Genomic DNA, 26554 nt, shown 5'->3' with positions numbered 1-26554 from the left:
ACTCACTGTTAAATGTGTACATATTGAATCAAAGGTAATTCATATGATAAAACCAGTATCAACCACAAAATTATCACAAGTATCTGCATAGGCAGTTGCAGAAGCTACGAGTATTAAAGTAACCATAGGAAATCGGTGCATAATATCCTTTTAGGTTTATTCAATAGAATTAAAACTAAAATCTATCGCTATTAAAGGGATATTTCATTTAAGAAAATTGGGGATGAGTCGATTATGGGGACAGGGGTCCCCATATTTGATCATAATGATTAAATAACAAACAAGTCCATAAACGCATTGACCGGCATCGCTTCAAGCAATGGCTTATCAAGTGATGCAGCAAGAATTCGTCTTTGTTGCGTTTCAGGGAACTGACGCGCTAGATTGGTCCTGTATTTCTTTAATAGTAGAGGGATCCCTTCTTTACGGCGACGTTTGTGGCCAACTGGGTATTCGATTAATACTTCATCAAGGCATTGACCATCTTTAAGCTTAATCGTTAACCCATTGGCGATAGAGCGCTTCTCTGGATCATGGTAATCCTGTGTGAAGCTAGGCTCTTCACGGCAAACTATTTTGCTACGTAAGTTATCAATACGTGGGTCATTAGCAATATTATCTTCATAGTCAGCAGCGGTTAAACGCCCAAAAATCAATGGGATCGCAACCATATATTGAATACAGTGGTCTCGGTCAGCTGGGTTATTAAGTGGCCCTTGTTTATCAATAATCCGTACACAAGCTTCATGGGTGCGTATCGATACGCTCTCAATATCATCAGCACTTTTACCAAGTGATTTTAATTGCTCATGCAGTTGTAATGCAGCTTCCACCGCAGTTTGTGCATGGAATTCAGCAGGGAATGAAATTTTAAACAGCACATTCTCCATAACATAAGAGCCATAGGGGCGTTGGAAACGGAAAGCTTGCCCATTAAACAGCGCATCATAGAAGCCCCATGTTTTTGCGGTTAGTGCGCTAGGATAGCCCATTTCACCTTTTTGTGCCATAAGAGCTAGCCGAACTGCTCGAGAGGTTGCATCCCCCGCAGCCCATGATTTACGCGAACCTGTATTTGGTGCATGTCGATAAGTACGTAAACTGTGGCCGTCAATCCAAGCGAGGGATACCGCATTTAATATCTCTTCGCGATTGAGTCCTAACATCTGTGCTACGACGGCGGTAGAGGCTACTTTGACTAAAATAACATGGTCAAGCCCTACCTTATTAAAGGCATTTTCTAAGGCGATACATCCTTGAATTTCATGTGCTTTGATCATAGCGGTGAGCACATGCCGAATTGTTAAAGGTGGTTTACCTTTTGCGAGCGCTTCTCGCGATAACCAATCCGCGACCGCGAGAATACCGCCTAAGTTATCAGAGGGATGGCCCCACTCAGCGGCAAGCCAAGTATCATTAAAATCTAACCAGCGGATCATGGTGCCAATATTGAAAGCGGCCTGTACAGGGTCGAGTTGAAATTGCGTGCCAGGTACTTTTGCGCCATTAGGCACGACCGTACCTGGAACGATAGGACCGAGCAATTTTTTACATGCAGGATACTCGAGCGACTCCATACCGCAACCAAGCGTGTCTAGAAAGCAATAATAGGCGGTGTCATAAGCTAAGTCAGAGACGATGGGATATTCGGTGACATAATCGACGATATCACTGATCACTTTATCGAACTCTTGCTGATTTAAGGTAGCTGTTGTCATTGATATGATCCTTATTAACGCTGTTCCATGCGAGTAAATAGTTTGTTTTCTGGGCCAATATAGTTAGCAGAAGGGCGAATAATTTTATTATCTTGGCGCTGCTCGATGATGTGTGCAGACCAACCTGCGGTTCGTGCCATAACAAACAGTGGGGTAAACATGGCGGTCGGAATTCCCATCAAATGATAAGTGACTGCGGAGAACCAATCTAAATTCGGGAACATATTTTTTTCACGCTTCATCACCGACTCTAAATGGTGCGCGATATCATAAAGTTGACGGTTTAAACTTTGCTCAGACAGTTGCAGTGCTACCGATTTAATAATGGGGTGACGGGGATCTGCAAGGGTATAAACGGGATGACCGAAGCCGATGATCACCTCTGATTTAGCGAGACGCGCCATAATATCGCGTTCCGCTTCCTCAATAGAGGCATAGCGTTGTTGTATCTCTAAAGAAACCTCATTTGCTCCACCATGCTTAGGCCCACGTAATGCTGCGATTGCTCCTGTTATTGCAGAGTAAAAATCGGTGCCTGTTCCGGCAATGACGCGAGCAGCAAAAGTGGAGGCATTAAATTCATGTTCAGCGTAGAGAATAGAGGCTATGTGCATGAAACGTTCCCACTGCGCTGGTGGCTTCTTACCGTGTAAAAGATGCAGAAAATGTGCGCCAATCGACTCATCATCGGTTTCTGTTTCAATTCGGCGTCCATGATGGCTAAAGTGATACCAATACAGCAGCATGGAGCCGAGAGAGGCAAGTAACCTGTCAGCAATCTCTTTGGCTCCGGCTAATGTGTGCGCCTCTTTTTCAGGTAAAACACAACCCATGACAGAAACGCCTGTACGCATCACATCCATGGGATGGGCATTTGCAGGGATTGATTCTAAGGTTTGTTTTACACTGGCGGGTAAGCCCCTTAATGCCTTTAATTTTTCTTTATAAGCCGTTAATTCAGAGCTTGTGGGGAGCTTTTCATGAATGAGGAGGTAAGCAACCTCTTCAAATTCACACTGAGTAGCGAGATCGTGTATATCATAGCCTCGGTAGTGCAAATCATTGCCATTTTTACCGACAGTACAAAGTGCGGTATTCCCCGCCGCGATACCTGAAAGTGCAACGGATTTTTTGGGTTTAAATTGCGATGTGTTAGAAGTGTTCAGTTGTTCAGTCATCGGATCATCCTTTGTAGGGTTTACACAACGTGTTTTATTGAATTAATTATTTCTGTTGTGAAAATAAGGCATCTAATTTTTGTTCATAATCGTAATAGTTAATACTTTGGTACAACTCGTCACGGGTCTGCATGATTGGCACAACACTTTTTTGCGTACCCTCTTGACGTAAAGTGGTATAAACCTGCTCTGCGGCTTTATTCATCGCACGGAAAGCAGAAAGGGGATACAGCGCAATCGCAATGCCAACACTGCGTAACTCATCAAGGGTAAAGAGTGGGGTTTTCCCAAACTCAGTCAGATTGGCAAGGACAGGTACTTGAGTATGATTGACGAATTGTTGATACATGATTAATTCGGTTATTGCCTCAGGGAAGAGCATATCAGCCCCCGCTTCGATATAGGCATGCGCTCTTTCTAGAGCGGCCTCTAACCCTTCAACGGCGAGAGCATCAGTCCGAGCCATGATCACAAAATTATCATCAACACGTGCATCGACCGCAGCTTTAATGCGGTCAACCATCTCTTGTGTAGAGACTATTTCTTTGTTTGGTCGGTGACCACAACGCTTTGCTCCGACCTGATCTTCTAAATGTAGGCCGGCTGCACCTGCTTTATAGATAGATTTCACTGTCCTAGCGACATTAAATGCGGAGGGGCCAAAACCAATATCGGCATCTACCATTAAAGGGAGATCACACACATCGGTGATGCGCCGAATATCAATTAAAACATCGTCTAAAGTGGAAATTCCTAAATCGGGTAAGCCTAAAGAGCCAGCCGCTACGCCACCACCAGAAAGATAAATGGCTTTGTAACCTGCACGCTGGGCAAGTAAGGCATGATTGGCATTGATCGTGCCAACTAGCTGTAGAGGTGTTTCACTATCCAATGCATTACGAAACGCTTGTCCGGCTGAAATAGATGACATAGAAAGCCTCATGTTATCAAAGTGCTAATAAAGTGTAGCTGAGTTTGTTTTAATTATGCGTAGCAAGTGCCGTGCCATAATCGCCGAATAATGGGATAATTATTTTATTTATTTAAAATCAATTAGATGTGAATAGTGTTGTTTTTGTGAGCTAACTTGGAGTTTTGTATAAAGCCATTGTGTTGTTTCAATGAAACAGTGCTAATGTCTATTGAAACATTATATGAAACGTAATTGGGTTTCAGGATCAAACTTATGCAAAAACCAATTATTTGGACAGTTTCTGTCTCTCGATTATTTACACTATTTCGTGATATCAGCCCAGAATTTAGCGCTCAAGCGGAGATAACACCACTCAATATGGGGTTTGAGCAGGCGGCAGAAGAGGTGCGTGAACGGCTCAAAACCGGGCATTGTGATGCAATAATTAGTGCTGGTTCAAATGGCGCTTACTTAAAAAGTCACGTATCGGTTCCGGTGATCATCGTTAAAGTCAGTGGATTCGATGTGATGCAAGCGCTCGCGAAAGCACGTGAGATCAGTCATAAAGTTGGCATTATTAATTATCAAAAAATTATCCCTTCATTAGATGAGTTTCAAAGAAACTTTGGTTTGCGCATTGAACAACGTAGCTATATCACCGCAGAGGATGCGAGGGCGCAATTAAAGTCATTAAAAGCCATGGGGATCAATGTGGTTGTTGGTGCAGGGCTGATTATGGATCTTGCCCAAGAGTTGGGAATGACGGGGATCTTTATTTATTCAACCGAAACAATACGCCAAGCTTTTTACGATGCTATTGAATTAAGTCGCATTTCTTACGATCAAAAAACCACACCAATCGGTTATCAGCCAGAAAACACAACCAAAGTACGACATACAATCAATGACTTAATTGGTGCTTCCCCTTTAATGGAACGAGTACGCCAAGAGATTATGCTTTACGCGCGCTCTGAGGCAACAGTGTTAATTCAAGGGGAAAGTGGCACAGGGAAGGAAATGGTGGCGCAAGCTATCCATCATGAATATCGATTATTTAATCAGCATAAAAGAAAGGCACCTATGCCATTTGTTGCTGTCAACTGTGGTGCTATCCCTGAAAATTTATTAGAAGCAGAGCTATTTGGCTATGAAGAAGGAGCATTTACTGGCTCTCGGCGCGGAGGGCGAGCAGGTTTATTTGAAATGGCAAATGGCGGCACCTTATTTTTAGATGAAATAGGGGAAATGCCATTAGCGTTGCAAACTCGGTTGTTAAGGGTATTGGAAGAAATGACGGTGGTACGTATTGGCGGATATCGCCCATTACAGGTGAACGTCCGTGTCATTTGTGCGACCCACTGTGACCTTGATAATTGGGTAAAAGAAGGGCGTTTTAGAGCCGATTTATTTTATCGACTGGGTGTTTTGCGCATGAAAGTACCTTCATTACATGAACGCGGAGAGGATATCTATATGCTAGCAGAGCGGCTACTAAAACTGGCATTTGCTGGCTTACAACAATCACTGCCCGCATTTAGAGTTCAGCAACTATTTAGTTGCCGTGATTTTTTTAAGCACTATTTATGGCCGGGTAACGTGCGTGAATTACGCAACTTAATGGAACGAGTGGCGTTATATTGCAGCGCATATCCAGATAAAGCGATTACGCAAACGATGTTGGTAAGTTTATCGCCTGAACGTGAAACGGTGACGGCGGATTTTACACAAGCTAAGCAAGTCGGTGCCTCACTTTCTGAGGTGATGGATTATTTTAAAGGGGATAGACAAGCCGTTGCACGTTATTTAGGAATAAGCCGCACAACATTATGGCGGAGATTAAAACAGGAAAACGAACAAAATTAATTCAAACGACGTTAATTGCCGATAAATACGATTTTCAATTATAAAAATGAATAAAAAAGATAATTAATCCTAGTAAGTATCTTTAATGATCAAATGGCGCAGCACAATATTGTAATAAAATATTTTTTAATAGATAACCAATAAAATTTATCAATACGATTGTGGTTAAAATTCAATCAATCAGTGCTATTGCTTTTATTGAAGGGATTACTTTTAATTCGTTGTTTTAAAAGGCATTTTTATTTTTATTGCCTTTGCGGCCAACAACACTTTCCCAAGAAAATTTGTGATTTTTCTCACATAAATATTTTTACTAGTGAGCATTAGTTTTTCTCATTTTAATTTACCCCATTAAAGTTCTATATTGCCGCCAAATTAGTCTTACCATTTTTATTTAAACACCTGCACTAGTCGCCGGACTGGGTATCTTTTGGGTACTCAATATTGCCGCGTGGCCCCCCGATGAATGCAGCGCAGAGACTCAAAATAATTCAATCTGTAGTTAGTTGGCCAAGTCTGAATGGTTAAGTGCATTAAGTAACAATGTGACTAGTGCGAATAAACCCAGTCAACAATGCTGTTATTTGAATGATGGCGAGTCATTATTTATTTTGTCAGTGGGAGAGTAGGTCGTGAAACAGGCCTCTACATTAATGCGCAAACAAGACAGTACATTTGTACCTGTCGCGGGCTTGACCATTTTTGCAATTGCTTCGGGGTATCTAATGAGCCTTATCCCATTATCAATGGGTGGCTTTAATATCGATACAAGTTATGCGGGCTGGTTAGCTAGTGCCTACTATATTGGTTTATTAATTGGGTCAATGATGATCGAACCTATTATTGCTAAAATAGGTCATCGTCTCTCATTTATTGCTTTTTTATTAATGTTGGCGGCAACCGTGGTTATTTTGCCGTGGACACCGAACATTTCTGCTTGGTTACCAAACCGTTTGATTGCGGGGATTGCCGTCGCTGGGATTTTCGTGGTTGTTGAATCGTGGCTCCTGATTGGTGACAGCCCTAAAGAGCGAGCGAAACGCCTCAGTTTTTATATGACATCTCTTTATGGTGGAACCACATTGGGGCAGTTGGCTATTGGTGTTATTGGCACTCAAGGCGCTTATCCATTTATGGTTGTGCTTGGGCTATTACTGCTTGCCGTTTTACCACCACTGTTATTTCGTCAGGGGCAACCGGCATGTGATTCGCATCAAAAACTATCATTGAAAAAAATTGCTCGTCTCAGTAAGCCTGCAATGATTGGTTGTATGACATCCGGAATTTTGATGGGAACAATTTATGGGTTAATGCCTTTATCATTAAAAAATGGCCCATTTAATACTCAACAAGTGGGTGTGTTGATGGCATCAATTATTCTAGGCGGTATGCTGATCCAGCCAGTCGTCAGTAAACTGTCAATTATGATGAGTAAAACGTTGCTGTTAGCGATGGTGTCATTACTGGGGGTATTTGCAATGGGGATTATTTATATCTCTAACGATTACCTTGTGATGATAGTCGCATTGGCGCTGCTGGGGATGTCTTCGTTTGCACTATACCCAATTGCGATTACGTTGGCCTGTGACAATTTAGATTCTTCTTATATTGTTGCGGCAACTCAAGTTATGTTGTTTAGCTATAGCGTGGGATCTGCTGTGGGTCCATTAGTCGCTGGAACCTTCTTAGAGCAACACAATGGTTTGGTTAACTTCTTCTTTATTGTATTAACGGTTACAACAATTTATATGCTTATTGCCAGTGTGCGTCGCAAAGCGGGTGTATTGGCAAATTAACTATAAAGTTTAAGCCAAAAGCCGTGTTGTTCATTGAGTTAACACGGCTTTTATCGATTAAATAGAGCTATTTTTTCTTATTAAAAGAGATAGCCGCTAATGTTTCACCAACCTCAATATTACCTGTCGTCCCAACAATGCGTTGTTGCCACATTTCCCCTAGTCGAAAATCCCATGATAAAGGTTGAATGACTGTGCGGCCCGCATTTGGTGCAAATGTCAATTCGCTAAAATATAATGTGTCTTCTGACATCAAAAAATCAGCACGGCAATAGTCAAAAGGGCTGACAAGCCGCTGAGCCAACCTTAGCATCTCTTGGAATAACGGAGGCTCTGCAACGGGCTCTAACATATTCGGATAGCCAAATGTCACAGGTTGCAGCTGCCATTGCGTATCATAGATATTAATAAACTCATTACCCAACTCATCGCTATAGTCGATCTCTGCGTACATTGGTTTACCCGCAAAACAGTGGATACGACAGGTCTCGGGAATGAGCTTTCTATTTTTGTTTGCAAACAGATCAATATATGATTCACAAATTATTTTGGCTTTAATATTTTTATAATGCCGTTCACGCGTGATGTAATACAAATTTTTCATTAAGTGAAATGAAAGCTTGTCTTTCGCTTTTTGTAGATTAAATTGTGCTTTATTGACACAAATAACACTACTACCACTATCATGATTACATTTCAATACGAAACGTTCTGGTAATTTATCAATATTGATTTCATTAACGTCATTATAGGTGGCTAAAATTGGTACTAAATATTGGTCCCCAATTTTTCGAGAAACATATTCCCTGACTGCCAGTTTATCGGCTAATTGTGTATATAACGGATTTCGGTCATATATCATCCGATAATTGACTTTCTCATTAAAGCTTTTGGGAGTATCAAAATTAGGGATATAACCGATTTTTTTCCTAAATTTATTAGTAAGATAGAGCTTATCACTGATAACTACCGAACGTAGTTTTTTGAGTAAATATTCGACTTTTTTCATATGAGTCGCCAACCATTCTTTATGTTATTTTTAATATTTTTTTACAATTTGAAATTGTTTGAAGATTATATTTCTTTAAACATAAATAGATATTAAATATGAGGGCTATTGTTAATAAATCTGCTTTTATAATTAATTTTTTCTTAAGGTTGCTTTTAATATAAACAAAAAATCAATAACCTTAACTCGTCTAAGGTATTACACCTAAGATTTATCCTTTTTTATATCAAAATTCATCGTTTTATTTTTATACTCAATAAATTGAGCCTAGAGATAAGTTATCGTATCACCCGTAACCCCGCTAAACCTTAAGAAATAATTTAATTCGAAACTATTAGTTAGCTAATCAATGATTAACCATCTATATTTAAAACGTAAAATTAATCAAATGTATGATGAGGTAACAGTGATGAAAACTAACGAATTTTCTCAGCCTTATTTATTGCTACTCGATATAATCAACCCTGCAATAACACAGTTTAATAAAACAACGAGGGAGACTCACAACCTCGTTGAAGGGTTGGGTGGTACGCCTGATGGTATAGATGTTGATCCTGTAAGACGTTTGATTTACTGGAGTAATATGGGAGATGACTTTGATGCTGATGACGGCTCTATCAATGTGATGAATTTTGATGGAACAGCCAGAAAGATGCTGATAGGCAATGGTCAAATCAGAACGCCAAAACAGCTTCAACTTGAGCAACAATCACAACGATTATATTGGTGCGACCGAGAAGGAGGGAAAATTAGTTCATGCAAAACCGATGGATCCGATTTACAAACTCACGTTGAACGACCACGCAATAATCAAGGTAAAGTCGATATATTAGACCAATGTGTGGGAATTGCCCTCGATGTTGCAAATAATTGGCTCTATTGGACACAAAAAGGTACTGCAAAAGGTGGGCTAGGTCGTTTATTTCGAGTGCCATTACAGCCAAAAGCCAATTATCATCCATCCGATAGGAAAGATATTGAATTATTACTCGACAAGCTTCCCGAGCCTATTGACCTATTAATTGATGAAGAAAAGCAAATTCTGTATTGGACAGATAGGGGCGGGGAGCCAAATGGTAATAGCCTAAATTGTGCGGAAATGACGGAGCATGGGTTGGCTAATTATCGAGTGATTTGCCGAGGTTTTAACGAAACTATCGGCTTAACGTACGATAAAAGTGCTCAATTGATGTATATTGCCGATTTACTTGGCGGGGTTTATCAGGTCACTTTAGCAACTGGCAAAGTCGATAAACTACATCAAGGTAAAGGTTATACAGGTATAGCACAGTATGCGGGTTAGGTATGACCACTTTTATGCGTTTTTATATGGTATATAAAAATAAATTAAAGTATTTCTATATTGACTGATCCTCTTGTCCACCATTATTCACAATCAAGTTTATTTTTAATGGTGGGCGGAAAGAGAGATAAGGCCTGTCGAGCGACTATTTTGTTTTATGGTTATCAGTCGTCACCCATTTGGATAGAATAATTAAGCCTTCATGCACTGTAAAACCATTACGGCGATAATAACTTTCCGATGGAAAACCTTTCTCAGTATTTAGAATAATAGCGTTAAGGTTGCATGTAACGCATTGCTGTTCGATATATTGCATAAATGCACTGCCTAGCCCTTTACCCTGAAAATCAGGATGAATAAATAGCTCATCAATATAGTATTCAACCCCTTGATTCCATGGTTTTTTAAAACCAAGGCAAGCACCAACAATGCGCTTTTCTACCTGTATAACATAACCCATAAAATAATTATTACCTAAATGATGGGTAATAAACTCAATTATGGGGTGATGTGATGGCCATTGTTCAAACCAAGGAGCAGAGCTGTAGGTTTCACAGTAAAGTTTTGCGCACTCTTCAACCATTTCGCTGGTTAAAGTAATAAAATTAGCAGGAGGGAGCATGTATATCATCACCGTATTATTTTTTATTGTAATAGTTTATCAACAGAGTCGCACTATTAATACGTTTTAAATGCTCTGTGAGTGATAATAAGAATGGTGTATTTTATACTGATTAATAGATCTGGCTATGTTAGTAATAATGGCTGAATGCGGGTGTATTCGAGTCGTTACATGAAATTAATTTTAATATGTGTATGGATATATAGCTAAAAAATAATTATTACTTTTTCTCATCATAGCCTATTGAAAATGAGTATTCATTATTTTTAAAGTGAGTCTACAAACACGTTTCGAAGATAAAGATAATCAGTGAAGTTGTTGAAGGTCTATTTGTTATATGTGAGTTATAATAATTTCTTTTAAATAGGTTTTTATAGCCTTATAGTTATGATTGAATTAGAGTTTGAATTAAACCAAAGGGGATGGATATGAAAAGATGGTTAGTGATATCAATGCTATTATCATTGGGTAGTACTGTATTAGGCGCTACAGATAGATATGATGATTATCTATCTAGAATAAATAGTATTTGTAAAAAACATCCTGAGCCAGCAAATTGTGAAGATGAGGTCAATATTCTTTTACAAAATGTGCTTATGAATGGTGACATACTCTCACGGTGTGAAAAAGAGGAAGAAACGGGAACAATGTCTACAGAATGTAAAAATTTCGCTGACTTTTGGATGTATTTGACCAAGTAATGATGTTTTTTAATGAGGAAAAGGCTTTAGCATACATTACATTTTTCGTAGTCTTAAGCCTGAGAGGGATAACATATTCTGGAAAATATTTAGAACATCAATACAAACCTGATAATTTTACTATACAGTAGATAAATATTGTGGCTTGATTATGAATTAAGGTTCTGGGTATTAATTAAAATTATAATGCGGTCTGATAAACGTTATTTTTAAAACTATCTGCTGAAGGTTAATTTCTGGAAATAATCCGATGCAGTAACTTGTTGCTTGAATGGTATTAAGATAAAAAGTCATCTTTAATTAATTGATGACTTTTTATTTAATGAATTTTAAAATGTTGTATTATTTAGCCACTTTTTGAGAAATTAGAAGCCCAACGCCTGCACTAGCTAATAGACCAGAACAGGTGCGATTAAAAACCTTTTTAGCATTTGGTTTTCTTAGTAACTTCTTCATATGTAAACCTAACCAGGCATAGAGCATGATTGCAATGAATTCAAGTAACAAAAATAAAGAGCCAAGTGCTAGAAATTGGGATTCAGTTGGTAGTTGTGGATTAACGAATTGAGGAAGAAAGGCTGTGAATATGAGTATCGCCTTTGGATTTCCCGCTGCGACCAAAAATTCTTGCCTTGCTAATTTTATTATCGAACTATTTTTCTTGGTTTCTTCAAATTTGAACTCATCAGTTGGAGAGTTCCATAATTGGTATGCAAGCCATAGAAGATAAGCAACGCCAGCAAATTTGATTATGCTGAAAATGACTTCTGATGTCTGCAAGACAACAGCTAAACCAAATGAAGCTAAAATAAGCATAATCACAAATGCGAACAACCTACCAATTCCCCCCGCGCAGGAGTATGCAAAGCCATAGTATACTGCATTGTTAACAGAAAGCAGGTTATTAGGCCCAGGTGCTAGGTTCAAAGCAAAACAAGCAGGAATAAAAAGAAGTAAAGTTGAAAGTTCCATATCTGTCCAATAGTGTTTTTAATGTATGTTTGCAAACCAATCATACATATAAGCAGAATAACAATCATCTTGAAAGTCGCCCAGTGCGGCTTTTTTGTATCTGTCGACCCAGAATGACACACAACACTTCACGTTCATATAAGAGCCTTAAGTCGGATTTTTATTAACTTTAATCATAAAAGATGATATCGATAAAGCATTTTTTCTAGATAAAAAGTCAAATGATGTCATTATGGTTGTTACTGAATCAGAAAAAATATCTAACATTAAAGATATTGTTGAAGACTGTGAGCTTTATATTGTTGTTACAGATGACAATGAAAATTCAGTATAATATAAATGTACGGATGATAAAGGTAATGAACAAAAGTAATGAACAAAAGTAATGAACAAAAGTACAGTACAAGTGGAGAGCCTATTCAGTGATTCCATATACGATTTATTTTATCTTAACCATATTGGGAATTGTTTTTTATTTTAAGATTAAAAAACAGTATTCCTCAAAGTTCAGGCCAACTAGCACGTTAATATATGTACGACGATTTTTAATCGTTTATTGTTATATTGTTGGCGCATATGGTATTTATCTAACAACAAAACAGAGTGAAGAGACGATTGTTAATTGGATGATGTTTGGTTATTCAGTCATTATTTTGTTATGCTATTTAAAAATGATATGGAAGCTAGAGTCTTTCCGTAGTAAACGGTAATCATCATGTCCTATTAGCCACTATAAGTTATTAGTGGCTTGTTTCTTATAGTGCACGTATATTTAGTATGCATTCTAGGTAATATTACTGTTTGCTCAGCTTCTCTAACTTACTGTTTTTTTTAAGTTATTATTGCTGGCGGAGTCTGAATTCGTCGCGTAACTAAATGATTTTATAGTGCTAATGTTCAATTCAACTTTTCAAAAGTGCCTAAAAATATTTTGATTGATTTTTAGGTTGCTTATTGCTTAAAGTTGATATTTGTATATTGTATCCCTTTGGCTAGTAGCACACAATAGCGTTATTAGTCTTGCTGTTATAATCATAAATTCGTTAATACGAATTTATTTATACTAAATGAAAATTATATTCATTCTGTATTAATTTATTTCTTTATATTATAATACATGACACTTAATAATTAATTTTATGTACGTCAATAAATGCTTTTTGCTTGGTTTTCTAGATATTAGATAATTATCAAGTTAGTTGCTATCAGAGAGTTGACGGAATATGATAGTCTATTAATGGTAGTTAACCTGATAAACTAAGCTCAATACGCTTTTGGATGTTTTTAATTCAGGAATAGGTTATAGATCAAATGGCGTGGAATATGAGTATATGTAGGGATAGTGATCAATTAGAGTTAAGCCACATACTCCCTAGGTTTATATTTAAATATGCAAAGTTATCAGCACTAACAGGGCATCTTAGAAAAACTGAAAATCCAAATAAGATATCTCAAGATGGAAAGAAAGTTTATTTTCTTTGTAAGAAATGTGAATCTATTTTTAGTAGCTGGGAGAGTTATTTTTCTAAATAAATCTTTTATCCTTTAGAATATAATGAGAAAAAAGAGTTTGAATATGATTATAGGTTAAATAAATATTTAGCATCAGTTAGCTTTAGAGTTTTATCATATGTATATGAAGTTAATTTAAATTATTTTTCTTATGAGGAAAGTAAAGAAATAATTAAAGCCATTAAAAATTTGAGAGGTTATTTATTAGGTTATAATCCTCATCCTAAGGAACAGCGACAGTTATTGATTCTTTTAGATAAGACTGATGATAATGATGACTTAAATATATATTTAAATAAGGCTATTGAGTTTGACTTTGTTAAAGTGGGTAGTGAGTTATTTATTTATATTAAATATCTTAGATTTCTACATTTATGCCCTGTTAAAATAAATTCTAATAGAGGATGGAAAAGTGCTAGAATTAATAATAGTTCTGGTGCGCTCTCAGTAAAAGATCAGGAACTACCTAATTATATCCAAGATAAAATTAATAATTCTATGGTTTTTTTTCAAGAAAAAAGAACTCTTTATCTTCAAACCAAAAACAAAAAATAGAAAATAGAATAATCGAGTCATTATCTAGGGAAAAGTAAAATCAAACCCCACATATAATTTAACTATGAGGTTTGATTTCTTTATTTAATCCATTCTAATGGAATTAATCCATCATTCTCATATTTCCAACGCGCTGATTCATGAATGTTTTTCACGTCTCCCCATATGGTTCGATCAGCATGCTCCAGAACGATAATTTGAAAATTATAGTTATTTTCCTGAATAGCATGAGCTAGTACTTCAAATATTTTTTTTGTAGCACTAATATCATTTTCTCTAGTATTCTGTATGATTTTCATTTTATTAGCATCATCTAGAATATTGTCTCCAGATTCAGCACTTGGAAAATATACTTGACTAGGTTGATCTATGACTAAAAAACTGAATGGTGGCAATTTTTGATTTTCTTCTTTAGAAAAATATTCATGGAATGCTAAAAATGTAGATATATGATACCCCATCCAATTAGCGCCACTACCTATTTCCCAGAGATATTCATATTTTTTTAAAGTAGGGTGGAAGAAACTCAGTGTTAATTCTTTTTTATCAAACTTAATTTCCCCACTACGTTTAAGGTTAAATTTATCTGCATATTTCTCTATCAAATTATTGATTGTTAAATAGGTAGTATATTCATCATTATCAAAATTTTTATTTTCAAAATATTTTTTTAGGGGCGTCAATTCTTTGTTTATTTTTTTCATTTGCTCGCTTATATGGTTGTTATTACTTATTTTTTCAATAGATTGTAGTTTCTCTTGTATTTTCCCAATAACAATATAAATATTATTTAGTGAGTCCGTATTTTCTTTATCCATATTTTCCAAAGATATTTTTTTTATTCTTATTGAATGTAAATCACTTTGTAAATTTCTTAATTGTATTTTAAAATTGTTTAACTCTCTGTCTTCAATCGGGTTATCAAATAAAGCATCTGATAATGAGTTGATTGAATTAACTTTTTTCTCCAAATTATCAATTACTACATGCAGTGATTCAGTTTTTGAACCACATGCAATACATTCATGATTTGGAGCTAATGTTTCTTTAAGCCACTCAAAACCAACGGTGCGTTTTTGTTCTCTCTTAATAGCATTAGTAAACTCTTTTCCTTTAGATAATAATTGTTCATAATTTATTATTTGCGTTTTTAAGTCATCAATACTTCTTTTTTTCTCTTCTCCTTGGAGGATCAAGTCATTTATTAAGCTGTTATGATGCTCATAATTTGGTTTTTTTAATACATCTAGAATTTTTCCGTCTAAGTATTTTTTATTTATGAATTTTAAATTGTTGATTTTTTCTTGCGTATCTATATTTTCTAAATTTGAAATTAAGCCTAATTCAATGCATTCTTGCCATAATATTTCAATTTCTAATTCCCAATTAGATAGAGCATTTCTATGAATTTCTAACTGCTTATTCAGTATATTTAGTCTCTTTTCTAGGTCACTGCGTTCCTTTTCTTTTACCATGTACTCACGGTCTATAATACCTAATGCAAAGGGCATCACTCTCTGTAATTTTTCTTTATTTTGGTAAGAATCAGCTTTAAAGAACAAAGTATAAGGATTAGCTACGATATGTTGCGGCAAAAAATTAAATGCAGCCATATCTCTGTAAGAGGCTCGGGAATCAAAACCGGGATTTTTATCATCATCAGATTGATGTAAATCGCTTAATTGAACTAGTTGATTAAATTTTTTTTTGAATGTAACCAAATTATCAGTAGCAGTTAATTCTGATGGTATTTCATCAGAATATGTTGAAAGATAAAACTCTTTACTAACTGACTTATTGTCAGGAGTTCTACGTGCTATAAGTCGTTCATGCCCTTTTATATTAACTTTTATACCAAACCATGCTACTGACTCTCTGATTATACCAACAGGTATTGCACATTTACTTGAACCTAAACAATAATCAATTATTGATATAATAGATGATTTTCCAGTTCCGCTAATTCCATGTATGATATTTACTTTATTCTTTTCAAAGAAAATTTCTTGAATGTTATTCTCAGAGTCAGATGGCCAAAGAATAAGTGAGTCTATCATGAATTTCATAGTTATTTCTCTAAAATTAAATTATAAACTGTTGGTGTATCCATATGATAAAACCAGTAAGCTAATCGCGTGATCGCACGAATCATATCTGAAGGTAATTGTGTCTTTATATTAGCAGGCCATTTTTTCTTGCTTCGTTGAAACAATATTTTGTTATTGTTACTTTCTCGTATTAGTAATCCAGATGAAACGGCTAAATTTAATCCTTGAAGTGTTATTCCTGAGTAGTTATTTACGCGATTTTTAAAATTGAATTTAATAAGAGGATTGTCTTGAATTACAGTATTTAAGGGAGTTGTTCTTTTTTTTGATTTTATGGTATCACAACTAAGTTTGTGCCAAATAAATGGAAGAATAAGTAAACATTGCATTAAATCAGGTCGGCGATTAGCAATGGATATTTTTTCATATTCCTCAGTAAATAGCACAAATAGAAAACAAGCAAAAGAACTATTGTTAATTATATTTTTATCTGTATAAAACATAGCTACTTATCCTTCTTATAATTATCATGCCAATAGATAAAATAATTACTTTCATAATCATTTGCTAACGCATGATAATTTCCAATCGTAAAATAAGAATTAGTTGTTTCATGCCCATTTATGGGAGCGTTATAATCAGGGTTTACTGTTTTAGAATATATATTTTGATAGTGAGGTAAATCTTTTCCATTACTATTAACTATTGTGTTTAAATTTATATTAATCCATCGATTATATAGCTGGTCATCACGATCTTCCCATGCTGAAATAGGTGTTTCACCTGCTTCTTGTAATCTTATCTTTTCCGAATAAAAGGCCCAGTAGTATTTTAACGCTAAATTGCATGCATCAGTATTATGGCCAATACTTTGTAATTGTTCTATAAAGATATGATTTTTTGAATTGTTATCATTGTTTAAATATTCTTGAAATGAAGTTTTAAAGAATGGTTGCTCAGTAAATTTTCTCCTTTTTATTTTATATATTTCATTCTCTAATAATTTAAAAATAGGATCTTTTGTTAGTAGAACTGGCTCTTTTTTTCTCCAAGATGTTTGGCATTTATCTACGATAAAACCGATCAGGGTTTGATAGAGATAGTTAGCATGTTCATTACATTCTGATGTTAAATGAAATAAATTAATTGTTGCTTGTTTTAGTGATTCGCCTGATGTAGTTCCATCATTATCAAGTAGGACAATGCATTTAATTAGATATTTTAAATCATCTTCAGGATAATTAATTACTTTTTCTGCGATTTCTTTTGTTTTTCCTGAAATCGTCTCTGCTTGATTTTTTAATTCTTTAATTGCTTTAATTATATCTTCATCATTTTCAGCAATTGAAATTTTTTTGGCTAGTGTTTTTTTTCCGACAGATTTATTTGTGACCAAACAATAAGTTATTTTTTCATACTTATTTTTATAATCATTTATTGTCGATAGCCATATATGTAGAGTGTGCCAAAAATTTTTATTGCTATCTTGATAGGGTTGACTATTTAAAGCGATTGAGTGTTTATCTTGCTCAAAAATGACATGCAGTTCACCATTGCTATATGTGATCTCTTCTACAACATCATCAGCAGTTTCAACGCTAAATACGGCTGAACTATGTTCGCTTGAAAATATTCGATAGAGAACTCGTTCTATCTGATAAAGAAAACCTAAAAATTTAGAACTTGCTTCTTGAGTTATCATCCTTTGATTATTACCTGTATAAAATCACATGGTTAAATTTATTTAAATAAATTAACATCTCAATTTTTAGTATGTTCTTTACATTTAAGCGTAATTTTAATCTTTATGCAATCACATATTTAGTAGGTGATAAATGTTACAACTAGTTATTTAATAGATAGTAGGTGTATTATATTTTTCTCGGTTTAAGAGAGTCATCATCTGATGTGATTGCTATTTTTTCTGACGTAATATCATGTGGTTACATTAAGTTATTTTTATTCCTATAAGAGCTAGAGGTCAAGGCTAGATATATTAGGATCTAATATTTTGGGGTATGTCCACTCCCCATTAATTGAGACACTTCAACTTAGAGTTTTCTAACTGTTTACGATATACCTCTGGTGGGAGGTGATTTAAGCTTTCGTGCGTTCGATTTTGGTTATAATCTTGTTGCCAAAACCACACCATTTCACGTACTTGGTATAATGACTCAAATAAATACGCATTTAAAAATTCACGGCGGAATGAGCCATTAAAACGTTCGATAAAGCCATTTTATTGTGGCTTACCGGGTTGAGTATGACATAGTTCAATCTGATTATTTGTACAATAATTCAATAGGTTGGTTGAAATAAGCTCAGGTCCATTATCCACGCGTATTTGTTTCGGCACTCCTCTGTCGACTTTTAAGCGTTCAAGCACTTTAATAACCCGTTCAGCTGGCAACGATGTATCCACTTCAATCGCCAAACATTCACGTGTTCCTTCATCAATAATATTCAATGTTCTGAAACGCTTACCACAATATAAACTGTCATGTACAAAATCCAATGCCCATTGAACATTCGGGATTTTTTCAATCACTAAGGGGCTTTTTCTCGTTTCGGCAGTATTTTTTAACTCGCCGTTTCAGGTTTAACCCCAAACGGCAATAAACGCGATAAACTCGTTTATGATTAAACGGATAACCTTCAAATCGTAGCCGATAATAGCATTTCCAGAAACCCGACTGAGGTGATTTCGTTAAAATCGCTTGTATAGCATCAATCATCACACTGTTTTTTACGCCAATCTAACAACTGACGATAAAAAGTGGCTCATGACAATGATGTCAGTTTGCACACTTTAATGACTGATAAACCAGCTGCCTTTAATGATTGCTCAGCCATCACCAACCCTTTTTTGCGAAAAGCGCCTTCATCGCATGGTTTTCAAGGCTAACTTCCGCAAAGAGCTTTTTAAGTCTGGTATTCTCATCTTCAAGCTCTTTAAGCCTTTTAATATCAGCAGCCTCCATACCACCGTATTTTGATTTCCAATGGTAGTCCATAGATATAATAAGTCGCATTACTGATCCCATTTAGACGACAAATGTCTTCCACTTTCATCCCTGAATCAGCGAGTTTTAAGATATTAACGATTTGAGTTTCAGTAAAACGAGCTTTTTTCATCATGACCTCTGCAATTTTTAAGGCAGAAAATCTAATTATCGCTGTCTCATTTTAGGGGAAGTGGACAAAATGAGTGAAAAGAATTTCAGAGGATTACAGTTTCTAGATCGCCTATTGGATCGCCTTAAAAACACAACGCAATGAAAAAATATAGAAATTTTACATTTTACGTGGAGTTGACTGGATCACGGAATTAGCCGCATAATTTCAAAAAGTCAGTAATTATGCGGCTTAGAGAAAATGGAGAACAAAAATTATGACTGGTATAATTAAAGATTCGAATATAAGAGGTATAACCTTAGATAATTATCTAAGAAGCCAATTAGATATTTGATTAATGATAATTCATTCTATAATTACAATCTCCACACAGACCAGAGCAATCTTGGTCATCCTGTGTAAGGATGACATCACATGCATTGCAGCGAGTGTAACCTAGTTCGTAACCACACCAACGACACTCTTGTTCTTGGATAACAAATGTATCATGCATGCATTCTACACACCCCTCGTAGGTTGGTTCATCTCCATTAGGGGGCCAATAGAAAAAATTGTGGTCAAATTCGTTTATTAGTAAAGGTGCAATAAGGTCGGAGTAGTTACAGGAAACACAGTTATATTTAAATTTATCTTCATCTGAATCAACGGCATAACCATTCTTAATATCTTCACTGTTTGCCATTAAAAGACTGGAACCACACTCTTGACATTTGCATTCATTTAAAAATTCAAGCATTCCTAAAGGGATGTTCGCATTCTGCCAAGATTCTTTGCATTCAGTGAGTTTCTTTTGGTAAAAATCTTGATGCTCAAGCATTATTAACCAAGATGAGCCTAATAATTCTGTAGGGTTTTCGCTTAATTCATTAGTGATAAAATCGTTTAGGATAGGGAATAAATCTGCTACAAAGTTAGCAAGCTCGCCATGTGAGTTTCTAGGATGTAGGTGCTCTAAATCATTACGACTTTTTTGTAATTTTAAAATCGCATCCCAATTAACAACAATTTCAAACTTTTCAAATCGTTGTTTGATACCTTCTACGTCAATTGTTGTTTGTTTGAATTTTCCGTCGGGTTTCCAAATTACCCCACCTTTCCCATCAGGATGAGGTAATATTTTATGTGGAGGTGAGAATATTAATTGATAAGCTTCTTCTTCTGAATTTACAGATATGATGATTCGGTATTTAAATAGTAGAAGCATTCCTGCATAAAGATTCCGTATCGCTGATAGCGTGCGAAATGGATTTCCGCCATCATCAAGAGGTAATTGGGAATTTTTGAAATCTTCTATGCCTAGCTGTATAGAGATTAAGGCATTTTCATAAAGCTTTTCAGCACTTAATGTCTGAGATTGCTTTTCATTCATGAGAACTCAACCTTCATCAATAAATTAATATTCTACAATATGTTTTTTATGGAGTGGTGGACGCAAAGTGGACATTAGATAAAACAAAGGGGCTGCGTTTTCACGCAACCCCTTGATTTATTTGGTGGAGCTGGCGGGAGTTGAACCCGCGTCCGAAATTTCTACATCCTCGGTACTACATGCTTAGTCTAGTCTTTAAATTCATTTGCCAGCTGCGGACAGACACGCCACCAACAAACTATCCTGATTAAATTTAACGCTTCAACCCCAGGCAAGGCACCCACGCGATCTCTTTTGGGTTTGACCTCTCTTGATCCCCGTCCTAAGAGCGGAGGCTAGGGAGAGAGGGCTCTATGCAGGTTATTAAGCTGCTAGTGCGTAGTTTTCGTCGTTTGCGACTATTTTTTTGCGGCTTTTATCGAGGCCAACCGCCCCTCGGCATGCACCTTGGGTTTCGCAAATCCCGTCGAATCCAGAATCAGCCCCAAGTTGTTAAGTGCAGTATAACAGAAAAATACTCTAAAAAGCTAGAACTTAGCGATTAGAATGTTTCATTATACGTGCTTTATCTAGTTTCCATTCGCGTTCTTTAATATCAGAACGTTTGTCGTGTGCTTTTTTACCTTTTGAAACGCCAATTTTGACTTTGCACCAAGCATTTTTCCAATATAAAGAAAGAGCAACGACAGTATAACCTTCACGGTTTACGCGACCATAAAGGGTGTCTAATTCTCGTTGGTTCAGTAACAACTTTCTGCTGCGTGTTGGGTCACAAACTACGTGAGAGGATGCAACATTTAAAGGTGTGATATTCGCACCAAATAAATAGGCTTCACCATCCCTAAGCAGGACATAGCTATCACCAATGTTCGCTTTACCAGCACGGAGCGATTTTACTTCCCAACCTTGTAGGGACAAGCCAGCCTCGAATTCATCTTCGATAGAATACTCGTGGCGAGCACGTTTGTTTAGGGCAATAGTTGCCGAACCAGGTTTATAAGCTTTTTTCTTTGTCATAGTTTGTTCATTATACTGTAAGCTGAAGTGAAATAAATCTTTCCGTGTTTAAAAATGTGCCGATTGTGCAATTATTGTGCTTAATCCGTTTTGTTTTTTGTTTAACCAATCAATAGTGGTATTATATGGGCAGTTTTTGGGGATAGGAATTGATATGCCACAGATTAGTCGCTCTGCGTTAGTCCCATTTAGCGCGGAACAAATGTATAAACTTGTTAATGATGTCATTGCATATCCAAGCTTCTTGCCTGGATGTGTAGGTAGTCGGGTGATTAGTCATAGTGATGATGAAATGACCGCTTCTGTTGAGGTTTCAAAAGCAGGTATCAGTAAGACCTTTGTAACCAAAAATGTGTTAGAGGATAACAAGGGTATCCATATGCAATTGGTTGAAGGGCCTTTTAGTAAACTAACGGGAGGATGGCGCTTTATACCTCTAAGCCCAGATGCTTGTAAGATAGAATTCCATCTTGATTTTGAGTTTACTAATAAGCTGATTGAACTTGCATTTGGCAAAATCTTTAAAGAACTTGCGAATAACATGGTACAAGCTTTTACGTTGAGAGCGAAGGATATCTATAGTGTCTGAGCTAAATGTTGAAGTCACTTATGCTTTGCCGGAGAAGCAATATCTATTACCAGTTAAGGTTATGGAAGGTGCTACAGTTGAAGATGCAATAATGGCATCTGGTATCCTTGCATTACGGGCGGATATTGACCTTAAAAAAAATAAGGTGGGTATTTATAGTCGCCCTGCAAAACTGAGTGATAAGTTGAATGAGGGTGACCGAGTGGAAATTTATCGGCCTCTTATTGCTGATCCTAAAGAGTTACGCCGTAAACGGGCTGAAAAATCTAAAGATAGTAAAAAATAACTCTCTTTTTTGTGATTAAACCGAGTACTTGCTCGGTTTTTTATTGCCTGTTTTTGGATGGTTTAATCGGGCTGGTAGTATTACGGCTTAATCAATATCTTTTCAACCAAATGAAAGAATTTTGCTATTATCATGTCTGGGTGCATATATTATGCCAGTACAAAAGCGCAGTATATTGACAGCATTCTATGAAAAGCGCTGTTGGTAATGAGAAGAACACTGGCGAAATAACGCCAATGAAATAGAGCTTAGCACTAGAGACAATGACATTAGTGTAATAGAGGATAGGGGGGAGACTCTTACTATTGCATTAAGTTGAGAGTTTTTATTACCTGTTGATGAGTGCCTTGATGGATTAAACGGTATTAATGTAAGACGCGATACTCATTATGCCAGTCAAATAGAGTGCAGCAGTAAAAATAGCTTTTATTGAACAAATTGAGAGTTTTTGGTTTTGATAGGGCGTACTTTGAATGGCTAAGTGGCTAATTGTATTCATCGCAGCGCAATTTAGTGCTAGGTTTGAGAATTCTTTAGATAGCCTAAAGCAGCAATAACTACCTGTTTTATATTGATGACAGGTAGCTATTGTAAGGCTAATTAACAAATAAGTGGATAACGAATATCAGTTAACAAGCTTATTTGCTTAGCATCTTTTTAGTCGCGGGAGCTGCGGTTTGTGGCTGCTCTGAAACAGGTTCACTAGCTTCAGTGTTGCTAGAAGCAGGCTCAGCAGATACTGGCTGTGCATTTTCAATTTCTTTTGCTTCCATAGATTCCTGCTCTGAAAGATCCTTCTCATTTTTGATATCAGTCAGGATACCATTACGGTCAAAGCTAAGAGTCAAAGTTTGTTGCTTAACGGGATCATGACCAAGCTCTTGGCGGAAAACATAATACCAAGTTTGAGTACCAAACGGGTCGGTTAACATTGGTGTGCCCAAAGTATACGCGACCTGTTGCTGAGTCATTCCTTTTTGTATCTTAGCAACATCTTTCGCTGTCAGGTAATTACCTTGGTTAATGTCAGGGTGATAGACCAGACGCTCCATCATTGAACAACCTGATGACATTAATGCGAGTGATAGTGCAGCAGCAGTTAACAGTTTATAACGCATGGATATCTCATTCCTTTTGGAGTCAGAACATCAATGATAATCGACATTGATACATTTTAAAACCTTCCGTATTGACTCTAAGACCATAGGAGTGCAAAAAAGTTGTCAAAATTTATGCGGCAAGTAACTCTTTTGCATTTGCCAATGTGTTTTTGGTCACTTCACTGCCTGCTAATAAACGTGCAAGTTCTTGTAAACGTGATTTTTTATCAAGTAATTGCATATGTGTCTCGGTTTCTATGCCGTTCGTTTCTTTACTGACATAAAAATGATGGTGCCCACAGCCTGCAACTTGGGGTAGATGTGTTACACACATGACTTGGGTTGATTCACCTAATTCACGGAGTAATCGCCCAACAATAGCAGCCGTTGGGCCGCTAATACCGACATCGACTTCATCAAAAATCAGTGCTGGTGTATCCATTTTTTTCGCTGTGATCACCTGAATAGCCAATGCGATACGTGATAATTCACCTCCAGAAGCGACTTTAGCAAGTGCTTGATGTGGTTGCCCTGGGTTTGTTGTGACATTGAACTCCACCTTGCTTGCCCCATCTGGCTGTAGATGCTCAGGGGTAAACTTAACATCAATAGTAAACCGACCATGAGGCATAGAAAGTTGATGCATACTATTAGTAATCAGTTGACTCAGTTCTTGAGCATACTCTAAACGAACTTGGTGCAGATCTTGAGCACAAGCCATCGCATGTTGATGATCTTGGTGAACTTGCTCACTTAGCATTTCACAATCTTCATTTTGGTTGGCTATTTTTTCTTGTTCGTCTAATAACTGCTGATAAAGCTCAGGTAATGCCTCTGGCATAATATGATGTTTACGAGCAAGGCTAATTTGTTTTGATATACGCTGTTCAAGTTCATACAAGCGATTAGGATCCAATTCATACTGATCACAATAATGCCTTAACTCATCGCTTGCCTCGCTGACTTGAATAGATGCTTCTTCTAGCATATTGAGTAGACTAGAAAATTTTGTATCAAGGGATGCTAGCTCGGCTAATTCATGCTTGGCGCTGTTGAGTAAACTCAAAATATTAGCATCATCACTCTCGGACATAATTTGCATGGCATTTTGCCCAAGCGTTAAAAACTGCCCGTAATTAGCGAGTTGCTTATATTCCTGCTCAATACTTTCAAATTCACCTTGAACAGGTGAAAACTCAGCTAATTCTTTTAAATGATAATCAAGCAACTGTTGACGCGACTCACGCTCTTGCATCTGTTTTTGAAACATGGCGAGCTGTTGGCATGAATCATGCCACTTTTGCCATGCGTGTTTCATTTGTAAGAAACGCTCTTGTTGATTGGCATAGGCATCCAGCAGTGATTTCTGATGGTTATTATCGAGTAAAAGCTGATGTGCGTGTTGCCCATGGATTTGGATAAGCAGAGCGCCCAGTTCACGAAGCTGTGAAAGTGGCACCGCTGTACCATTAATAAAACCACGTGAACGACCATCTAACGTAATGGTACGCCGTAAAAGACATTCACTTTGATTATCAAGTTCATGTTCAATGAGCCACTTGGCAGCCATATCTGCATCCACTAAGGAGAAGCGTGCACATAAGTCAGCGCGTTGTGCGCCGGGACGTACCATATTGGCATCGCCGCGGCTACCTAAGCAGAGACCAAGTGCATCAATAGCGATAGATTTACCTGCACCAGTTTCACCTGTAATTGTGGTCATACCGCTACGAAAATCGATTTCCAGATCACGAACGATAGCAAAATTATTAATGGTAAGTTGGGTAAGCATCTGCGCTCTCCTGTGAAAATACACACCTGTGTTTGTATACAGTGTATCCTGTTTTTTTATACAGTAAAGAGGCAGATGAAAAAAATTAGAAAGTTTTTTTGGCCCAGCCTAATTTTGAGCTTAACGTATTGAAATAGTTATAATCTTTTGGGTGAATAAGATTTAAACTTTTATTACTACGCTGTATGACGACTTCTTCACCATCTTGTATAGGAAGCATGATTTGGCTATCACAGCTCACTTCATAGTCAATATTACTGCGTAAAAATTTCAGGCGAATACGACTATCACTGCTGATCACTAATGGGCGTGAAGAGAGCGTATGTGGGAACATAGGGACGAGTACAATTGCATCAAGATTTGGTGTGAGAATTGGCCCTCCAGCAGAGAGTGAATAGGCTGTCGAGCCTGTCGGAGTGGCGATAATTAACCCATCAGAGCGTTGTGAAAAGGCAAAACGATCATCAATGTACACTTCGAATTCAATCATATGAGCGACTTTACCGGGGTGTAATACCACCTCATTAATTGCGCTACTTTTTCGTGCTTTCTGATTCGGTTTTATTACTTGTGCTTCCAGCAAAAAACGTTGTTCTTCATGATATTCGCCATCCAACACGCGAGATAATTGCTGTAAAGCATTATCAGGGTCAAGATCAGTGAGAAATCCAAGGTTCCCGCGGTTAACACCAATCACTTTATTATTGTAGCGAGATAGAATTCTAGCAGCCCCTAGCATGTTGCCGTCACCGCCAACAACAATAACTAAATCAGCCTGTTGACCAATCTCTGTAAGGTTACCTGTGTTTGCATTTTGTAGTTTTAAATCTTTGGCCACTTGTTTATCAATAATGGCATGATAATTTTTAGATAATAGCCAATTATAGATTAATTCATGGGTCGCTAAAGCTTCGGGATGACGTGGATGCCCCACAATACCGATAGTTCGAAAATTTGTTTTTTGCGTGTTATTACCCTTACGCATAATTTTTTGGCCTCTCATTGCGTGACGTCCCTTGAATCCCTGTTTTATATCCCCATAATACTCTAATAAATGGGATTAATGCTAAATACGC

Annotated in this window: 21 protein-coding genes, 1 other RNA gene and 1 pseudogene; 7 read left to right on the top strand and 16 right to left on the bottom strand. The window is 36.8% G+C overall.

The features are described 5' to 3' along the window. Positions 1-269 precede the first annotated feature (269 nt). The 3 genes from PR709_RS02985 to prpB are packed head-to-tail and all read right to left on the bottom strand — an operon-like array spanning position 270 to position 3827. Complete coding sequence (locus PR709_RS02985) at positions 270-1718, bottom strand: bifunctional 2-methylcitrate dehydratase/aconitate hydratase (RefSeq protein ID WP_004921626.1); 1449 nt, start codon at positions 1716-1718, stop codon at positions 270-272. A 14-nt stretch (positions 1719-1732) separates the two neighbouring features. After that, on the bottom strand, positions 1733-2896 hold the full coding sequence (gene prpC / locus PR709_RS02980; protein WP_004921623.1) for a bifunctional 2-methylcitrate synthase/citrate synthase: 1164 nt from the start codon (positions 2894-2896) through the stop codon (positions 1733-1735). A 46-nt stretch (positions 2897-2942) separates the two neighbouring features. Further along, a complete protein-coding gene (gene prpB / locus PR709_RS02975) occupies positions 2943-3827 on the bottom strand; it encodes a methylisocitrate lyase (RefSeq protein WP_004921620.1) in 885 nt (294 codons plus the stop codon). A gap of 255 nt (positions 3828-4082) precedes the next feature. Here prpB and prpR point away from each other — a divergent pair, with 255 nt between their 5' ends. Both prpR and PR709_RS02965 read left to right on the top strand, forming a co-directional pair. After that, positions 4083-5672: a propionate catabolism operon regulatory protein PrpR gene (prpR, locus tag PR709_RS02970; protein WP_004921616.1), complete on the top strand. Its 1590-nt coding sequence runs from the start codon at positions 4083-4085 to the stop codon at positions 5670-5672. A 653-nt stretch (positions 5673-6325) separates the two neighbouring features. After that, positions 6326-7468 (top strand): MFS transporter, encoded by a 1143-nt coding sequence (locus PR709_RS02965; protein WP_004921609.1) that lies wholly within the window; start codon positions 6326-6328, stop codon positions 7466-7468. 67 nt (positions 7469-7535) lie between these two features. On the opposite strand, the gene PR709_RS02960 is transcribed toward PR709_RS02965, so the two are convergent. Beyond that, positions 7536-8477 (bottom strand): ATP-grasp fold amidoligase family protein, encoded by a 942-nt coding sequence (locus tag PR709_RS02960; protein ID WP_004921606.1) that lies wholly within the window; start codon positions 8475-8477, stop codon positions 7536-7538. Positions 8478-8886: 409 nt separating this feature from the next. Here PR709_RS02960 and PR709_RS02955 point away from each other — a divergent pair, with 409 nt between their 5' ends. Then, positions 8887-9780: a hypothetical protein gene (locus tag PR709_RS02955; protein WP_014656367.1), complete on the top strand. Its 894-nt coding sequence runs from the start codon at positions 8887-8889 to the stop codon at positions 9778-9780. A 145-nt stretch (positions 9781-9925) separates the two neighbouring features. Here the strand turns inward: PR709_RS02955 and PR709_RS02950 are convergent, their stop codons facing one another. Further along, the gene (locus PR709_RS02950; RefSeq protein ID WP_004921602.1) at positions 9926-10402 is read right to left on the bottom strand and encodes a GNAT family N-acetyltransferase; all 477 of its coding nucleotides are present in this window, start codon (positions 10400-10402) and stop codon (positions 9926-9928) included. 428 nt (positions 10403-10830) lie between these two features. On the opposite strand from PR709_RS02950, the gene PR709_RS02945 reads away from it, so the two are divergent. After that, complete coding sequence (locus tag PR709_RS02945; protein ID WP_230084782.1) at positions 10831-11103, top strand: hypothetical protein; 273 nt, start codon at positions 10831-10833, stop codon at positions 11101-11103. Positions 11104-11445: 342 nt separating this feature from the next. On the opposite strand, the gene PR709_RS02940 is transcribed toward PR709_RS02945, so the two are convergent. Continuing rightward, on the bottom strand, positions 11446-12075 hold the full coding sequence (locus tag PR709_RS02940; protein ID WP_004921590.1) for a LysE family translocator: 630 nt from the start codon (positions 12073-12075) through the stop codon (positions 11446-11448). A gap of 1701 nt (positions 12076-13776) precedes the next feature. On the opposite strand from PR709_RS02940, the gene PR709_RS02935 reads away from it, so the two are divergent. Further along, positions 13777-14142, top strand: a complete 366-nt coding sequence (locus PR709_RS02935) for a hypothetical protein (RefSeq protein WP_004921583.1) — start codon at positions 13777-13779, stop codon at positions 14140-14142. An 80-nt stretch (positions 14143-14222) separates the two neighbouring features. On the opposite strand, the gene PR709_RS02930 is transcribed toward PR709_RS02935, so the two are convergent. The 7 genes and pseudogenes from PR709_RS02930 to smpB all read right to left on the bottom strand — a co-directional run bounded on the left by PR709_RS02930 (position 14223) and on the right by smpB (position 21711). Then, positions 14223-16199 (bottom strand): DUF3732 domain-containing protein, encoded by a 1977-nt coding sequence (locus PR709_RS02930; RefSeq protein WP_272570707.1) that lies wholly within the window; start codon positions 16197-16199, stop codon positions 14223-14225. Between the two features lie 11 nt (positions 16200-16210). Next, positions 16211-16693, bottom strand: a complete 483-nt coding sequence (locus PR709_RS02925) for a three component ABC system middle component (RefSeq protein ID WP_004921577.1) — start codon at positions 16691-16693, stop codon at positions 16211-16213. 2 nt (positions 16694-16695) lie between these two features. Continuing rightward, positions 16696-17892, bottom strand: coding sequence for an ABC-three component system protein (locus PR709_RS02920; protein WP_004921574.1), 1197 nt, complete (start codon positions 17890-17892; stop codon positions 16696-16698). Positions 17893-18222: 330 nt separating this feature from the next. After that, positions 18223-19325, bottom strand: a pseudogene (locus PR709_RS02915) (IS3 family transposase). A 334-nt stretch (positions 19326-19659) separates the two neighbouring features. Further along, a complete protein-coding gene (locus tag PR709_RS02910) occupies positions 19660-20694 on the bottom strand; it encodes a hypothetical protein (protein WP_272570706.1) in 1035 nt (344 codons plus the stop codon). A gap of 122 nt (positions 20695-20816) precedes the next feature. Then, positions 20817-21180, bottom strand: a transfer-messenger RNA (tmRNA) gene (gene ssrA, locus PR709_RS02905). 48 nt (positions 21181-21228) lie between these two features. Beyond that, positions 21229-21711 (bottom strand): SsrA-binding protein SmpB, encoded by a 483-nt coding sequence (gene smpB / locus PR709_RS02900; protein ID WP_272570705.1) that lies wholly within the window; start codon positions 21709-21711, stop codon positions 21229-21231. A 154-nt stretch (positions 21712-21865) separates the two neighbouring features. Between smpB and PR709_RS02895 the strand changes: the two genes are divergently transcribed. Beyond that, entirely contained in the window at positions 21866-22300 is a 435-nt protein-coding gene (locus PR709_RS02895) for a type II toxin-antitoxin system RatA family toxin (RefSeq protein ID WP_014656346.1), read from the top strand. Further along, positions 22293-22586: an RnfH family protein gene (locus PR709_RS02890; protein ID WP_004921549.1), complete on the top strand. Its 294-nt coding sequence runs from the start codon at positions 22293-22295 to the stop codon at positions 22584-22586. Before PR709_RS02895 ends, PR709_RS02890 begins: the two co-directional genes overlap by 8 nt. A 638-nt stretch (positions 22587-23224) precedes the next feature. Here PR709_RS02890 and bamE read toward each other — a convergent pair. The 3 genes from bamE to nadK all read right to left on the bottom strand — a co-directional run bounded on the left by bamE (position 23225) and on the right by nadK (position 26463). After that, a complete protein-coding gene (gene bamE, locus PR709_RS02885; RefSeq protein ID WP_004921543.1) occupies positions 23225-23704 on the bottom strand; it encodes an outer membrane protein assembly factor BamE in 480 nt (159 codons plus the stop codon). 112 nt (positions 23705-23816) lie between these two features. Further along, entirely contained in the window at positions 23817-25478 is a 1662-nt protein-coding gene (gene recN / locus PR709_RS02880) for a DNA repair protein RecN (RefSeq protein WP_004921539.1), read from the bottom strand. A gap of 85 nt (positions 25479-25563) precedes the next feature. Next, positions 25564-26463 carry an NAD(+) kinase gene (nadK, locus tag PR709_RS02875; protein ID WP_040133505.1) on the bottom strand — a complete coding sequence of 300 codons (900 nt, stop codon included), beginning with the start codon at positions 26461-26463 and terminating at the stop codon, positions 25564-25566. Positions 26464-26554 lie beyond the last annotated feature (91 nt).

The sequence above is a fragment of the Providencia sp. PROV267 genome, assembly GCF_028477825.1.
Classification (GTDB): Bacteria; Pseudomonadota; Gammaproteobacteria; order Enterobacterales; family Enterobacteriaceae; genus Providencia; species Providencia stuartii.
The sequence above is the reverse complement of the archived record's forward strand: the minus strand, read 5'-3'. Positions and strand labels throughout refer to the sequence as shown.

What these genes read in the sequence shown, in the direction of transcription:
- PR709_RS02895 (WP_014656346.1), top strand. Translation starts at nt 21,866, where the DNA reads ATGCCACAGATTAGTCGCTCTGCGTTAGTCCCATTTAGCGCGGAACAA.
- PR709_RS02910 (WP_272570706.1), bottom strand. Translation starts at nt 20,694, where the DNA reads ATGAATGAAAAGCAATCTCAGACATTAAGTGCTGAAAAGCTTTATGAA.
- PR709_RS02985 (WP_004921626.1), bottom strand. Translation starts at nt 1,718, where the DNA reads ATGACAACAGCTACCTTAAATCAGCAAGAGTTCGATAAAGTGATCAGT.
- PR709_RS02950 (WP_004921602.1), bottom strand. Translation starts at nt 10,402, where the DNA reads ATGCTCCCTCCTGCTAATTTTATTACTTTAACCAGCGAAATGGTTGAA.
- PR709_RS02925 (WP_004921577.1), bottom strand. Translation starts at nt 16,693, where the DNA reads ATGTTTTATACAGATAAAAATATAATTAACAATAGTTCTTTTGCTTGT.
- bamE (WP_004921543.1), bottom strand. Translation starts at nt 23,704, where the DNA reads ATGCGTTATAAACTGTTAACTGCTGCTGCACTATCACTCGCATTAATG.
- PR709_RS02955 (WP_014656367.1), top strand. Translation starts at nt 8,887, where the DNA reads ATGAAAACTAACGAATTTTCTCAGCCTTATTTATTGCTACTCGATATA.
- PR709_RS02960 (WP_004921606.1), bottom strand. Translation starts at nt 8,477, where the DNA reads ATGAAAAAAGTCGAATATTTACTCAAAAAACTACGTTCGGTAGTTATC.
- prpB (WP_004921620.1), bottom strand. Translation starts at nt 3,827, where the DNA reads ATGTCATCTATTTCAGCCGGACAAGCGTTTCGTAATGCATTGGATAGT.
- PR709_RS02945 (WP_230084782.1), top strand. Translation starts at nt 10,831, where the DNA reads ATGAAAAGATGGTTAGTGATATCAATGCTATTATCATTGGGTAGTACT.
- smpB (WP_272570705.1), bottom strand. Translation starts at nt 21,711, where the DNA reads ATGACAAAGAAAAAAGCTTATAAACCTGGTTCGGCAACTATTGCCCTA.
- PR709_RS02965 (WP_004921609.1), top strand. Translation starts at nt 6,326, where the DNA reads ATGCGCAAACAAGACAGTACATTTGTACCTGTCGCGGGCTTGACCATT.
- prpR (WP_004921616.1), top strand. Translation starts at nt 4,083, where the DNA reads ATGCAAAAACCAATTATTTGGACAGTTTCTGTCTCTCGATTATTTACA.
- PR709_RS02920 (WP_004921574.1), bottom strand. Translation starts at nt 17,892, where the DNA reads ATGATAACTCAAGAAGCAAGTTCTAAATTTTTAGGTTTTCTTTATCAG.
- PR709_RS02940 (WP_004921590.1), bottom strand. Translation starts at nt 12,075, where the DNA reads ATGGAACTTTCAACTTTACTTCTTTTTATTCCTGCTTGTTTTGCTTTG.
- recN (WP_004921539.1), bottom strand. Translation starts at nt 25,478, where the DNA reads ATGCTTACCCAACTTACCATTAATAATTTTGCTATCGTTCGTGATCTG.
- nadK (WP_040133505.1), bottom strand. Translation starts at nt 26,463, where the DNA reads ATGCGTAAGGGTAATAACACGCAAAAAACAAATTTTCGAACTATCGGT.
- prpC (WP_004921623.1), bottom strand. Translation starts at nt 2,896, where the DNA reads ATGACTGAACAACTGAACACTTCTAACACATCGCAATTTAAACCCAAA.
- PR709_RS02930 (WP_272570707.1), bottom strand. Translation starts at nt 16,199, where the DNA reads ATGATAGACTCACTTATTCTTTGGCCATCTGACTCTGAGAATAACATT.